Source organism: Streptomyces sp. NBC_00271, assembly GCF_036178845.1.
Taxonomy (GTDB): domain Bacteria; phylum Actinomycetota; class Actinomycetes; order Streptomycetales; family Streptomycetaceae; genus Streptomyces.
The window spans coordinates 11,341,938-11,355,525 of the sequence record NZ_CP108070.1 but is presented as its reverse complement, the minus strand read 5'-3'; the positions used below and the strand labels follow the sequence as shown (position 1 = coordinate 11,355,525).

13 protein-coding genes and 1 pseudogene are annotated in these 13,588 nt (G+C 68.1%); 9 read left to right on the top strand and 5 right to left on the bottom strand.

Translation table 11 applies throughout. From position 1 onward, the window contains the following. Positions 1-88: 88 nt before the first annotated feature. Positions 89-632 (top strand): annotated as a pseudogene (locus OG798_RS51845) (transposase); the annotation flags it as partial. A 211-nt stretch (positions 633-843) separates the two neighbouring features. Then, on the top strand, positions 844-1,392 hold the full coding sequence (locus tag OG798_RS51840; protein WP_328759811.1) for a DUF1062 domain-containing protein: 549 nt from the start codon (positions 844-846) through the stop codon (positions 1,390-1,392). Between the two features lie 291 nt (positions 1,393-1,683). Here OG798_RS51840 and OG798_RS51835 read toward each other — a convergent pair whose 3' ends face one another. From OG798_RS51835 to OG798_RS51825, 3 genes are all read right to left on the bottom strand, one after another. Next, on the bottom strand, positions 1,684-1,938 hold the full coding sequence (locus tag OG798_RS51835) for a hypothetical protein (RefSeq protein WP_143670915.1): 255 nt from the start codon (positions 1,936-1,938) through the stop codon (positions 1,684-1,686). Then, entirely contained in the window at positions 1,868-3,616 is a 1,749-nt protein-coding gene (locus OG798_RS51830; RefSeq protein WP_328759808.1) for a GMC family oxidoreductase, read from the bottom strand. Before OG798_RS51830 ends, OG798_RS51835 begins: the two co-directional genes overlap by 71 nt. 73 nt (positions 3,617-3,689) lie before the next feature. Then, positions 3,690-5,126 carry an aldehyde dehydrogenase gene (locus OG798_RS51825; protein WP_328759806.1) on the bottom strand — a complete coding sequence of 479 codons (1,437 nt, stop codon included), beginning with the start codon at positions 5,124-5,126 and terminating at the stop codon, positions 3,690-3,692. Positions 5,127-5,510: 384 nt separating this feature from the next. Here OG798_RS51825 and OG798_RS51820 point away from each other — a divergent pair, with 384 nt between their 5' ends. Then, on the top strand, positions 5,511-6,182 hold the full coding sequence (locus tag OG798_RS51820) for a TetR/AcrR family transcriptional regulator (protein ID WP_143669607.1): 672 nt from the start codon (positions 5,511-5,513) through the stop codon (positions 6,180-6,182). 110 nt (positions 6,183-6,292) lie between these two features. After that, positions 6,293-6,592: a hypothetical protein gene (locus OG798_RS51815; RefSeq protein WP_328759802.1), complete on the top strand. Its 300-nt coding sequence runs from the start codon at positions 6,293-6,295 to the stop codon at positions 6,590-6,592. A 354-nt stretch (positions 6,593-6,946) separates the two neighbouring features. Here the strand turns inward: OG798_RS51815 and OG798_RS51805 are convergent, their stop codons facing one another. Beyond that, complete coding sequence (locus OG798_RS51805; protein WP_328759800.1) at positions 6,947-7,927, bottom strand: LysR family transcriptional regulator; 981 nt, start codon at positions 7,925-7,927, stop codon at positions 6,947-6,949. A gap of 108 nt (positions 7,928-8,035) precedes the next feature. On the opposite strand from OG798_RS51805, the gene OG798_RS51800 reads away from it, so the two are divergent. Both OG798_RS51800 and OG798_RS51795 read left to right on the top strand, forming a co-directional pair. Further along, complete coding sequence (locus OG798_RS51800) at positions 8,036-8,929, top strand: NAD(P)H-binding protein (protein ID WP_328759798.1); 894 nt, start codon at positions 8,036-8,038, stop codon at positions 8,927-8,929. 72 nt (positions 8,930-9,001) lie between these two features. Beyond that, positions 9,002-9,367, top strand: a complete 366-nt coding sequence (locus OG798_RS51795; protein WP_328759795.1) for a darcynin family protein — start codon at positions 9,002-9,004, stop codon at positions 9,365-9,367. Between the two features lie 108 nt (positions 9,368-9,475). Here OG798_RS51795 and OG798_RS51790 read toward each other — a convergent pair whose 3' ends face one another. Then, positions 9,476-11,095 carry an amidohydrolase gene (locus tag OG798_RS51790; protein ID WP_328759793.1) on the bottom strand — a complete coding sequence of 540 codons (1,620 nt, stop codon included), beginning with the start codon at positions 11,093-11,095 and terminating at the stop codon, positions 9,476-9,478. Between the two features lie 391 nt (positions 11,096-11,486). Between OG798_RS51790 and OG798_RS51785 the strand changes: the two genes are divergently transcribed. The 3 genes from OG798_RS51785 (at position 11,487) to OG798_RS51775 (ending at position 13,403) form a co-directional block, all read left to right on the top strand. Continuing rightward, positions 11,487-12,440: an Lrp/AsnC family transcriptional regulator gene (locus tag OG798_RS51785; protein WP_306458678.1), complete on the top strand. Its 954-nt coding sequence runs from the start codon at positions 11,487-11,489 to the stop codon at positions 12,438-12,440. 270 nt (positions 12,441-12,710) lie between these two features. Beyond that, positions 12,711-12,905 carry a hypothetical protein gene (locus tag OG798_RS51780; protein ID WP_328759791.1) on the top strand — a complete coding sequence of 65 codons (195 nt, stop codon included), beginning with the start codon at positions 12,711-12,713 and terminating at the stop codon, positions 12,903-12,905. A 33-nt stretch (positions 12,906-12,938) separates the two neighbouring features. After that, complete coding sequence (locus OG798_RS51775) at positions 12,939-13,403, top strand: MarR family winged helix-turn-helix transcriptional regulator (protein WP_095850179.1); 465 nt, start codon at positions 12,939-12,941, stop codon at positions 13,401-13,403. Positions 13,404-13,588: the final 185 nt, after the last annotated feature.

The window sequence follows — 13,588 nt, the reverse complement described above, 5'->3', positions numbered from 1 at the left end:
CAGCAAAGGCAACGGCATTGCGCCTAGGGCCTGTCCGGCAGGTCATGTGACTGGTTCGGGCCGGGGTCGTTGCGCTCGTCGTGGGGAGATCCTGCGGGCCGTCAAAGCCGACGCCGACGCGGCCGACCGCATCGACTGGTCCATGGCGAGCGTGGATTCCACCTCCTGTCGCGCCACCGACACGCCGCCAGAGCGCGCAAGAATCCGCCGCGAATGCCGGGGAAAGACGCACGCCCCGACCGCACCTCCCCGACGAGGGACTCGGACGCTCCCGGGGCGGACTGACCTGCGAGATCCATCTGGCCGGTGAAGGTGGGGGCCGCCCGCTGTCAGTCGTGATCACACCAGGGGCAGTGGGGGGAAGCACCGCAGCTCATTCCAGTCGTGGAAGACATCCGCGTCGCCCGCCTGGGCGGCGGGCATCCTCGCATCCGACCCGATCACCTCGGCGGCGACAAGGCGTACAACTCCCGTCGCAGCCGCCGCTACCTGCGCAGACACCAGATCAAGCACACCTTCCCCGAGCCGAGAGACAGAACTTCCGGGCCGTGGCCACGAGGTACGAAATGCGGGCCTACGTCTTCCACAGCACCGTCACCGTCGCCGCGATCCGGATCTGGCTTCGTCCATGATCCGCTGAAAAGAACCGGTCGGTGAGGCGCTCGAAAACCAGTGGAACAGCACCGCTGTACGCCATTACCGTGCTGCCGGACCAAGTCGTCTAGTCAAGGACGTGCCGTTGTACACCGTGTGAGACCTCCCGAGCGCTGATTTGTCGCGCGTCGCGCATGTGCGCCGCGCTTCTTTTTGCTGCGGACTTCTCACTGAAACCGGTGTATTTCTGTGCTCGAAAACTGGGTGGTCGTGCCCACTTGCCTGCCGCTCGTTCTCCGCCGTTGCCACGCGTGCGCGTCCGAGCGCTTCCGGACCAGCGGTAAATTTCGCGTCAACGCCAACCACAAGCTCATCGACGCCTGGCTCCTCGCGCTCTGCACCGCTTGCGGGGAAACGACAAAGCTCACGGTCCTGGAGCGGATGAATGTGCGCTCCGTACAACCTGAGCTGCTGGACCGGCTGCATGACAACGACCCTGGTCTGGCAGCTGAGTTGCTCCAGGATCCGCTCGTGCGGCGCCGCAACCGCATCGCCCTCGACTGGGACAACGCCTGGCGCCTCGACACCGGCGGATCGGATCACCTGGACCGCGAGGTGATCGACGTCTCGGTCCGCTTTGCGGCGCGGATCCCTGTCCGGCCGGCGCGACTGATCGCTGAAGGGTGCGGTCTTTCGCGGGCTGAGGTCGAGAGACTGATCACGGAGGGGAAACTCGTTTCGGCAATCCGGCTGAGCGGCAAGCTCTCCGGCGACTTCACCTTCACGCTCAAGCGCTGAGCCCTCCTCGGGACCAAGGGCCTGTCCGGCAGAACCTGCCGGACAGGCCCTAACTCACAGCAGAGCAGAGCCCCCTCCTCGGCATCACTACTGCACGCCCGAACCGGCAAAGGAACGCACCTCTGGTGTCTCCGTCTTCAGGACCGCGACCACCAGGAGCCGCGCCTAGTGCTCCTCCTCGCCCTGCTCGTGGGACTCCTCATCACTCATGCGGGCCACGTGGACAACCTCCGCATCTCTGGGCATAGGAGTCGCCGTCGTGAGCGCACTCGCCGGCGTCGTCGCCCGCAATCATCCGGAGGCGATCAACTCTTCTTCGACACCCAGGACTTCCAGCGCATCAGCCCCCGGTTCCAGAGCGAGAACCTCGAGCGCGTCCATGTTCTCGCCACCGCCACCGCCACCGCCATCGCCACCGTCCGGAACGACAACGAACAGCCCTTGGCTCGCGCCGACGCCGACCGCCACGTAGAGATCAGCGTTCTTTCCCAGGCAGGCGCCGATCAGGGCGATGGGCGGCCGTCCGGATGCCTTGGCCTGCTTCACCGTCCGCTGGAGGCCCTTGATCCGGTCCTTGGGCGCCGTCCAACCGGTGTCGTTCGCCACTGCGACGGCGCCACTGCTCCCCGATCCGCTCGGCCGCCTTTTCGGCGATCATGATCGTGGGTGCGTTGGTGTTTCCGCTGATGACGGTCGGCATGACCGAGGCGTCGACGACACGGACTCGCTCGACTCCGTGGACCTCCAGGTCCGAATTGACGACGGAGTCGTCTCCGGTTCCCATGGCGCAGGTGCCCACTGGGTGATAGGCCGTGGCACTCCACCTGCGGACGTGCTCTTCGAGAGCCGCGTCGTCCATGCCGTCCAGACAGTCCAGGTCGTCACTGGCCGGCAGGTACGCCCGTGCCAGGTACCCGGCGAACGGTGCGCAGCGGGCGATGCCCATGACCGCTCTGAGTCCGGCGACCATGACCGACGCATCCGCGGGTACGTCGAAGTACCGGGGATCGATCAGCGGTGGGGCCTGCGGATCAGCCGACGCGAGACGGACGGTGCCGCGAGTCCGCGGGTTCAGGGGGCAGCAGTTCATCGAGAACACCGGCCGGTCAGGTACTTCCTCACCGCTGAGAATGAGTGCCGTGGCCCCTCCCACCAACTGCACGTCAGGACGGCTGTCGCCGTCCGTGACGTTGAGGAACGCGCCGACCTCGCCGTAGTTGGAGGCGAAGGGCCCGTCGCCGTGGGCGCGCCACCGTTCGAGGTTGTCCGGGGTGAGCAGGTCCCGGACGACGTCAGTGGAGTTGCGGGTGTCCCACACAACGGGAGCCATCAAATGGTCTTGCAGGTTCCGCCCGACCCCCGGCAGGGGGACGCGGGCGTCTATCCCCACATCGCGCAGCTCGTCGGGATCGCCTATGCCCGACAGGAGCAGCAGCTGGGGCGAGTTGACGGATCCGCCGCAGAGCAGGATCTCCCTGTCGGCGTGGGCCGTCCGCTCCTGTCCGTCCCGGAGATAGGTGACGCCGGCCGCGCGTGATCCGTCGAGTGTGATCTTCGTTGCCATGGCGCCGGTGCGTACCGTGAGGTTGGGTCGGTCAAGGGCAGGGCGCAGATAGGCGTCGGCCGCGGACCACCGTCGCCCGTGATGGCATGTCACCTGGTACAGGCCGGCGCCGACAGGGGACTCACCCGCGAAGTCGTCGTTGCGGTCCAGTCCCCATTCCACGGCGGCGTCCAGCCAGGACCGTGAGAGTTCGTGGGTGTAGACGCGGTCCTCGACGTGCAGGGGTCCGTCCGAACCGTGGTAGGGCTCACCGAGGCGGCGGTTCGACTCGGACTTCACGAAATACGGCAGTACGTCGTCGTAGCCCCAGTCTTTCGCACCGTGCTCGTCACGCCAGCCGTCGTAGTCGTGCCGGTTGCCCCGGGTGTAGATCATGACGTTGGTGGATGACGACCCGCCCAGTGTCTTGCCCCGGGGCCAGGAGAAGGTGCGGCTCGGCTGGGACTGCTCGACGGTCCGATAGCTCCAGTCGGTAGACGATCCGAAGAGCATTCCGAGCGCGGCCGGGATGTGGATGAGTTCGTCGGTGTCGGGGCCGCCCGCTTCGAGGAGCAGGACGCGGACGCGGTCGTCGCGGCTCAAGCGGTCTGCGAGCACACAACCGGCGCTGCCGGCGCCCACGATGACGTAGTCGAATCCTTCGGTTCCGGTGGAGTTCACGCTGGCTTCCTCGCCCGGCGGACGGCCGTCGCCTGCACTCGCCCGAGCTGGGCGACGCATGCCGACCGTCGCATCAGGGGTGGTAGATCGACTGGACTTGCTGGTATGTGTGAAGACCCTCGGGCCCCAGTTCGGTGCCGAGTCCGCTGGCCTTCCTGCCTCCGTAGGGGGAGGTGAGGTCGGGCAGATAGCCGTTGAGCCCGACGGTGCCGGTCCGGAAACGGCGGGCCACCTGGGCACCGTGGTCCAAGTCCGTGGTCCAGACGGTGCCGGCGAGGCCGTAGACCGACTCGTTCGCCAGGCGCACTGCCTCATCCTCGCCCTCGTAGGACGTGATCGTGAGGACCGGGCCGAATATCTCTTCCTGCGCGATGGTCGATGAGTTGTCGACGTCGGCGAATACGGTGGGTTCGACGAACCAGCCTCGATCGAGGCCGGCCGGCCGGCCTCCTCCGGTGGTGAGCCGAGCCCCCTCGTTGAGGCCGGTCTTGATGTAACCCAGCACACGTTCGCGCTGGCGCTGGCTGACGAGCGGGCCGATCTGGGTGTCGGGGTCGAGCGCGTCACCGACGACGGCGTCATGGGCCATCGCCGTACAGAACTCGACCACTTCCCGATACCTGCTGCGGGAGGCCAGGATCCTGGTACTCGCGTAACAGGTCTGACCGTTGTTCAGCAGACTGGCCATGAAGAACTGCTCCGAGTTCGCGGCGAGGTCGACGTCGTCTAGGACGACGGCGGCGGACTTGCCTCCCAGTTCCAGGGTCACCGGCCGCAGCAACTCGGCACATGCGGCGGCCACTTGGCGTCCCGCTCTGGTGGATCCGGTGAACGACACCTTGTCGATGTCAGGATGGGAGACCAGATACGCGCCGGTGTCGCGGCCGCCCGGAACGATGTTGATCACGCCGTCGGGGATGCCCGCTTCCTGGATCGCCTCCGCCAGCAGCACCGAGTCGAGGACCGTCTCCGGCGCCGGTTTGAGGACGAGCACGCAACCGGCCGCCAGAGCCGGGGCTATCTTGAAAAAGGCGATGGTCTGAGGGAAGTTCCAGGTCATGATGGCGGCTACGACGCCTGCGGGTTCCCTGCGGACCAGGGTGGTGCCACGGGGCAGTCCGGTACGCAGTTCCTCGCACGGCATGCTGGCGGCCAGACCCGCGTAATAGCGCAGCAGAGCTGACGGCACCACACCTTCGAAGGACCGGGCGACAGTGATCGGCATGCCGTTCTGCGCGCTGACGGCGTCGGACGTCGCCTCCTTCCTGGCATCGAGCGCGTCCGCGAGACGGATCATGGCGGCCGCGCGACGTTCAGTGCCCCAGGAGGCCCAGCCGGTCGGTGCGTCGAATGCGGCACGAGCGGCTCCGACCGCCCGGTCGATGTCCTCCCGGGAACCGTCCGGCACAGCACCAAGGTGATCGCCGGTACTCGCGGACACGGCGTTGATGACGCGATCGCCGGACGTGTGCACCCAGCGTCCGCCGATGAACAGGTGGTGGGGATTCATGGTGAACTCTCCCCTCGGCATGGCCGTGGGACCACGGCACTCCGTGATGTTCGATACGTGGATGACCAGCGGGCACGAGGGCGCTCAGCGCGGTACGCAGGCCGATACCGGTCATGGCTTTCCTGCGCGTGGCCCGGCGCGTCGAGCCTGCGGGTGGGCCACATCTGCGACGCCCCTTGCGGCTGGTACCGGCCTCGCGAGGAGCGCTTTCACGGTTCACGACTGAATAATTGCGACATTACACCCATCTGGGGTAACGCATCACCAGATGGGTAGAATATGGGCGGAAAAACTTTGGTCGCCGCCCGACGAGGGAAGGCCGGACCGACGGCTCAAAACCTCAGACGATGCCGGTGAGCATCGCGGTCGGCAGACCGGGCTCCGGTGCGCGACATCGCACCATGGGCAGGACGCCTCAAGGAGAGGTGGCACATCGTGAGGACATATGGCGGAGCAACGGCGGAACAGCGCGCATCGCTCCGCCGTCGGCGCCTCATGGAAAGCGGTCTCGAACTCTTCTCCAGCCAGGGATACGCCCACACGTCGATCAGTGCGGTACTCCGCCACGCCAGGCTGAAGGACAGGTACTTCACGGAGAGCTTCTCATCCCTCGACGATCTCATGGCAGCACTCATGAAAGACATCTACGAGGAGCAGGTCACCCGATGCGCCGAGGCGATCGGCACAGACCAGCCGCTGCGCGACCGGGCTCGAAACATGATCGACGTCATCGTCGGACTTCCTCTGCAAGACCCGAGAAAAGGGCGCGTCAAACTCGCGGAATCCCTGGGTGCCGGTCCCCTCACAGCACGCGAACGACGTCTGGGCCTGCAGCGCATGAGCGGCCTCGTGGACTCCCTCCTGAGGGAAGGGCTTCACGATCCCCGGATCGACACCACCACCATGTCCGTGGCCGTCGTGGGCGCGGTCAGCGAGATGCTGCTGAGCTGGTTCAACGGAGTTCTGGACATCTCGAGGGAGGAGCTGGTGGATCAGGGACTTCTCCTCTTCGAGGCCATCACCTGCATGTCCGGTGGCGCCCCGTCGGTGGCGTAGGGCATGAACCCGTCGAGGGGATCGGAGGAGAGGTAGCTGCGGGTGCCGAAGTTATGCAGGATGTTGCGGCCGAGGTATGTGCGACCTGGGTGTATTCCTGTCTCTGGCTGATGGATGCCAGGGCGGCGAGGGGCAAGGACGGTGCCGACCGGCGGTCGCCGGGTCGGGCGCGGTTCATGGGCGTGCTGCCGATCCTGCTGTCCCTGATATCGGCGGCAGGCTGCTACTTGGTGTTCTCCTTGTGGTTGCCCCCCGACAGCGCGCGCTACCAGGACTACCGCGCGGCCGCGGCCTGGGCGTGCTCCTCCCGCGCGATGGAGCAGGGGCAGACGGACTGCCTGAGTGGGCCGCTCCTGGAGCAGCTCGCGCCCGGCGACCAGGTCACGGGCCCTCCTACGAGGCAACCTTGACGGATCGGGACTCCTGGAGGGGAACCGTGTCGTTCGGCGAAGAACACGTCGGAGGCGCCCCGTGACGAGCTCCAGATGAACGCTGCCATCGGCGTGCTCGCCGCCTGACGCTCCGATAGCAGAAAGGCGTACAGAGTGGGACCGTCAGTTGTCGGTGGTAGCTGACGGGGAGAGACTGATCGGGCATGTGCGGGCGGTCCTGCGTAAAGACGCCACGCGGCTCGCACGGCCGCATCGCGCACAGGGGTGAGAAGGCAGCGATCCTGGCGTGTCGGCGCCGACACGCCGAACGGACCCACACCTGGCAGAACGTCTTCGACCGCCTCGCCCGACCTCGCCCGGGGCGGTGTCGTACTACTCGGGGTCGATCGCGTCCGCCACGGTGATCTCAGAAGGTGCTGTTGGTGTGCAGAGAGTCCGGCGGACGGCGTTGCGGAGCCAGTGGTGGGCTCCGTCGGCTGTGTGTCGGGGGTGCCAGGCCATGCCGATGGTCAGCGGTGGCAGTGCCAGGGGGATGTCGAGGAGGTGCAGTCCGAGGGCGCCGGCGTCGTAGGTGAGGGGTGAGGGGGCAGCACCGGGGGGTGCGGCGGGCACGAGGCAGACGATGTCGCTGCGGGCGGCGAGGGTCATCGCGGCCAGGTGGCTGGGAAGGACGACGCTCACCCGCCGATGGAGGTTCTGCTCGGCCAGGGCGGTGTCGAGGGGGCCGGTGAACCGGCCGCGGCGGCTGACCACGACGTGTTGGGCGGCAGCAAGCCGGACCGGGGTCAGCGGCCCTTCGGTGAGCGGATGGCCGGGCCGGACGGCTGCCACCATTCGGAGGCTGACCAGTTCTTCGACCTGGGTTTCGGGGTCCACGTGGTCGATGGATCCGATCTCCAGGTCGATCCGGCCGTCGCGCAGGCCGGGTCCGGCCTCCAGTTCTTCGGCCCGGATCCGGAACGAGACCCCCGGCGCCTCCCGCTGGGCCAGTTGCAGCAGTCCGGGGGTCAGTGCCGCGCCGACCAGGTCGGCGGCTTGGAGGGTGAAGGTGCCGCTGAGGCCGGCGGGGTCGACGCTCGCGCCAGGGCTGAGCAGCGCTCCGAGGCTGCGTACCACTGCGGCGGCTTCCTCGCGCAGGGCCTGGGCGCGTGGGGTGGGGACCATGGTCTGTCCGGCCCGGACCAGGAGGGGGTCCTGGAGGATGCGGCGCAGACGGGCGAGGGTGCGGCTCATGGCTGCGGGCGAGGTGTGCAGACGGGCGGCGGCGCGGGTCACGCTGTGCTCGGCCAGCAGAGCATCCAGCGCGATGGCGAGATTGGCGTCGATGACCGGATCCGGGCTGCTCACCAGCATTATTCCATTTCAGTCAATGATTCCGTGCCGAAGTTCCCATTGTGGCAGCACGGAGACCCTCAGCAGGATGAGGGGGCGTACCGAACCGGCGCGACCTGCGAGGTTTTCATGATCGTCATTACTGCTCCCACCGGGAACATCGGCCGTCACCTGCTCTCCCGGCTCCTGGAGTCAGCCCCCGCCGCGGGCGAGGAATTGCGCGTGGTCGTGCGCGATCCCGCCCGGCTTCCGGACGCGGCGCGCGGACGTGTCGAGGTGGTCACCGGCTCGCACGCAGAAGCCGAGGTCCTCGACCGGGCCTTCGAGGGTGCGGACGCCGTCTTCTGGCTCGTCCCCCCGGACGCCTCCCTGACCCCGCAGGACGCCTACAGCGGTTTCACCCGCCCCGCCGTCAAGGCACTCGCCGCCCACGGCGTCGGCCATGTCGTCGGCGTCTCCGCGCTCGGCCGCGGCACCCCGCTCGCCGACCGGGCCGGCCTCGTCGCCGCCTCCCTCGCCATGGACGACCTCATCGCCGACACCGGCGTCGCCTACCGTGCCCTGGCCAACCCGTCCTTCTTCGAGAACCTCCTGGAGGAGTCCGACTCGATCCGCGACAAGGGCGTCTTCACCGACACCGTCGACGCCGACCGCAAGGCCCCCCTCGTCGCTGTCGCCGACATCGCGGCCGCCGCCGCCGGCCTGCTGCTGAACCGCTCGTGGTCCGGCACCGACAGCGTCCCGGTCCTCGGGCCGCAGGACCTGTCCCCCAATGACCTGGCCCGCATCATGACCGAACAGCTAGGCCGCCCCGTCCGCTACGAACGCCAGCCGCTCGACGAGCTGTACACCACCCTCGTCGGCTACGGCCTCAACGAGGCATTCGTCCAGGGCATCGTCGACATGAAGCGGGCCAAGGACGAGGGTCTCGACGCCGGCATCGCCCGCACTCCGGACACCACCTTCCCCACCAGCTTCGAGCAGTGGTGCGCCCAGACACTCAAGCCCGCCGTCCTCTCCTGAAGCACACCACCCGCCGCCGGAACACATAGAGCCGGGCGGACCAAGACCACCTGCCACTTCGGAGGCACCCTGATGCCCGCTGAAAAGACCGAACCGCCGGTCACGGCCTTCATACTGGTCAAGACCACACCCGAGTGGCTCGCCCTGACCGTCCAACAACGCGTCGACGCCTTCACCACCCAGGTCCTGCCGGCCATCGAGGCCAAGACCAACGGCGTCCGGTCACGTTTCTACGACACCGAGTTCTACTCCGCGCGCGTCACCGACGTCTGGGTGTGGGAAGCCGAAGACCACCACGCCTACCAGCTCCTCATCGACGCACTGCGCGAAACCCCGTTCTGGGACCGCTACTTCGAGGTCATCGACCTCCTCGTCGGTACCGAGAACGGCTATGCCCGCACCTACGGCCTGGAACCCGTGGCCACCATCACCACCTGACACACCGCCCACCCGCGCAACTGGGCCGCTGCCCTCTGGCCGGTTGCGGCCAGAGGGCAGCGGCCCAGAAGAACCAGAGGTATCGGCTGTCCGGAGAGGGCACAGACCCTAGCGGGCGTCGGCGCGTGTAATGACGAGGCCGCCGACGATGGTGTGGGTGGGGTTGAGATCGCGCAGGGCGTCGCTGGGGCAGTGGGCGGGGTCCTGGTCCCAGACGGTGAGGTCGGCGAAGCGGCCCGGGGTGAGGGCGCCGCGCAGGCTCTCCTCGCCGCACAGGCGGGCGGCGTTGGTGGTGTGCAGGGCGAGAGCTTCCTGGTAGGTGATGGCGTGCTCGGGGCCCTTGACGCCGATGACGGTCTGCCGAGTGGTCATGCCCCAGACGGAGCGCATGGCGCCGAACTGGCCGACGGGGAAGTCGGATCCGGCGCTGACCTGGGCGCCCAGGTCGATCCACCCACGGGCCGGGAAGAGGCGGGCGACGCGTTCCGGGCCCCAGAAGCCCTCCTGCACCTCGGCGGTGTCGTGCAGCAGCGGCTGCTGGATGGTGACGGGGATGCCCAACTCGACGGCGCGGGCGCTCTGTTCGGGGTCGGCCAGACCGCCGTGCTCCATCACCAGCGTGCCGGCAGGCAGGCCGGGGTTGCGGGAGAGGACGCGTTCGTAGACGTCCAGGAGGATGCGAACCGCGCGGTCGCCGTAGGCGTGCGTGCCGACGCGCCAGCCGCGGCGGACCACGGCCTCGACCGCCTCGACCAGCGCGTCTGGCTCCCAGGTCAGCGTGCCGGAGAAGGAGTGGTCACAGGCGTACGGCTCTTCGGTGGCCCCGGCCTCCAGCCCGCCGTCGAGCCCGAACTTCACTCCCCACACCCGAAGCCACGGGTCGGAGCCGTAGCGCCAGTCCTCCATGACGTCGAGCAACTCCTCCACCTGGGCCGCGCCGGTCAGGCCGAGCGCGGAGATCAGGGCCCGCACCCGGATGCTCAGCGCCCCCGACTCGCGGGCGGCGAGGAGCACCTTGTAGTCCTCGGGGGTGACCGCGCAGTCGCGCACGGTGCCGATGCCGGTGGCGGCGTACTGGCTGGTGGCCAGGCGCAACCCGTCGATCCGCTGGGAACGGTCCGGCGCCGGAACCAGGCGCTCCACCAGGCCCAGGGCGTTGTCGATCAGCCGACCGTCGAGCCTGCCGTCCGCGTCACGGCCGATCACACCGCCGGGCGGTACGGGGGTGTCCTCGCTGATGCCCGCCAGCCGCAGCGCGTAGGTGTTGACGACGTCGTTGTGGCCGCCGCGCTTGACCAGGACTGGGTGCCGGTCGGTGGCCCGGTCGAGTTCGGCCGCGGTGGGCATGCGGCGCTCGGCCAGGTTGAGTTCCTGCCAGTTCGTGGTGGTGCGGATCCACTCCCCCTCGGGGGTGACCTCGGCCCGCTGCCGGATCAGGTCCAGGAACGCGGGGATCGTACGCGCCTGATGCACGGGCACGTCGTGCGCGCCGAGCGCGGCGTAGATCAGGTGGGTGTGGGTGTCGTCGAACGCGGGCAGCACCGTGGCACCGGGCAGGTCGTGGACCATGGTGCGGGCGGTCACCCAGTGGTCGAGTCCGTTCGGGTCGGGGGACAGAGCCGCTATGCGGTCGCCCCGTACGGCCAGTGCCCGCTGCGGGGCCTGGCCGGGCACCAGTATGTGCACCGCGTCGGCCCGGATCACCAGATCGGCTCCGTGATCAGTCATGGTCTTCTCCCCACCATCTGAAAGTCGTCGTCGAGGGCGTGTCAGGGGCCGCAGGGGGCCGGGTCCGCGCCCGGCCGAGGGTCGTCCACCACGTCTGCTGACAAGACCGTTCTACGGACTCTCTGCCGATTTACATACATTCCAGTGCCGGAAGCGCGGAAACTACGCCACACCGGCGGCCCTCCCTGCCGATCATGCGCCAAACGCTCGACGAGACGAATCCTCGGATCGCGGCTGCCGAAGGCACATCGCGCGCGACGGTCGTCCGCGATCCGTCGGGGCTGGGCACGTAGCGCGTCCCGACAATCTCGCTCCCCGGATACGCTCGTCTCCGGAGGAAGAAGATCACTGAGGGGTTGGGGTGCCGAAAGTACGCCAGGATCTTGATGCTGTGGATCGGCGGATCACGGCCGTGCTGCTGGCGTCCCCCCGCGCCTCCTGGCGGCAAGTCGCCGACGTGCTGGGTGTTTCGGAGCGCACGGTCGTGCGGCGCGCCGCACCGCTGTTCCACGACCAGACCCTCCGGGCGACGGCGGTGCGCAATCCCGCCCTCTATCCCCGCCTCATCCCCATGGTGTTGCGCATCCGCTGCCGCCCCCATCGGATCACCGCCATCGCCGCGACCCTCGCTCGGCGCCGCGACACCGTCTGGGTCGACATTCTGGGCGGAGGGGACGAGATCTGCGTCGTGCTCTTCCTGAACGGACCCGATGCCCGCAACGAGCTTGTGCTGCGCGACCTGCCTGCGACCGCGGCCGTGCAGTCCTGGACGTCGTACGACCTGCTGAGAGTCTTTCCCGCGGGGTTTGCCTGGAGCGCGGGACTGCTGACCCAGGAGGAGTCCGCGCAGCTGTCGCCCGGCTTCGATGCCTCCCCCGAGCCCCTCTCTTCGCTGCCGGGAGATGACGTACTCATCGATGCGCTGATCGAGGACTCCCGGATGACTTACGAGGAGCTTGCCGGCCGCACCGGCAAGACTCCACGGACCGTACGTCGCCGCCTGGACGCCCTGGTGGAGGCGCATGCCGTCCGACTGGCCACCGAAGTCGATCTCGCTCTGCTGGGAGTGCACGCCGAGGCACTGCTGTGGATCAAGGCGATGCCAGGGGCGTTGCAGGAGACCGGGCAGATCCTCAGCCGGCATCCGCAGGTGCGCTTCACCGCCGCCACAACCGGCTCCAGCAGTCTGTTGGTGGCGGTGGCCGCCGCCGATCTGAGCGCGCTCTACGCATTCCTCACCGGCACGGTGGGGGCCCTGCCGCATATCTCCGACATTGAGGTGACGCCCATTCTCACCGGCGTCAAGCGCACGGGCCTGGTACGTCCCGCCGCGCTTTCGTTGTGATGCCGCTTTCCGCGGTACGCGGATCGGCCACGGGCTACGGACCCGGCGCCCGGCGCCCGGCATCACGATGAAGACCTGCTGAAGTGTCGGATCCTTGCGGTGGCCGCAGGCGCGTACGGAAGCCAGTCGCTCGCGGAGCCGGTGGCGACGAAGCGGAGACAGCCGTGGCGAAGGACCGTCCCAGGGCCCGCTCCGTGTCAGAGGGGGACCCAGCATCGGGCTGTCGGGATAGTTGTCGAACGTGCCGAAGAGGAAGGGCAGTTCGACGCAGTGTGCGGCACCGAGACGGTCGGGGTCCTGGGCGGGGTGGTAGTCGAACTGGTAGACGTACGTGGGGTTGCCGCCGGCGGCGTGGTGGTCGGCTATCTGCAGGGCGCCGTCTCTGTCCCGGCCCTCACGATCGACATCGGTTCACCCTTCTTCGGCCAGGTCAACAACGCTTCGGCTTCCGAGCGAGACGAATAGGTGAGTTGTCAACAATTTCGTTACACTGCACTCATGAAGGAGACACCGCGCTGGCTCGACCCCGAGCAGCAGGCTGCCTGGGACAGTTTCATCCGCATGCAGGAGAAGCTCATCGGCCGGCTGTCTCGCCGGGTGCAGACCGACTCCAAGATGTCGGCCGCGGACTACATCGTGCTCGTCAAGCTCACCGAAGCCGGCGGACGGCTGCGCTTCCTGGAACTGGCCACTCTGGTGGAGTGGGAGAAGAGCCGGATGTCCCACCAGGTCACACGGATGACCAAGCGCGGACTGGTGGCCAGGGAGGAGTGCCCCGACGACGGACGCGGAGCGTTCATCGTCGCCACTCCTGCCGGATACGCGGCGATCGAAGCCGCCGCTCCCCTCCATGTCGAGCACGTCCGCCGACTCTTCATCGACGCCTTGACGCCAAAGGAGCTCAGCACGCTCGCCCAGATCTCGAACCGCGTGCTGGAGCACATGGAGAAGCAGCCGGACTGACCGACGGACGGACGGGTCGACCTCATGATGGGCCCCGGCAACGCCGGACGCGGTTGCGTGCGCGGCGTCGGGCGGCAACGGAATCGACGGCGCGCCGCATGTCCGCGTCCCAGCAGGCAATAGGTCAGGCCCGGGGACACCCAGGGCTGGTACACGAAGTGCGGGCCGCCGACCTGCGGGCGAGA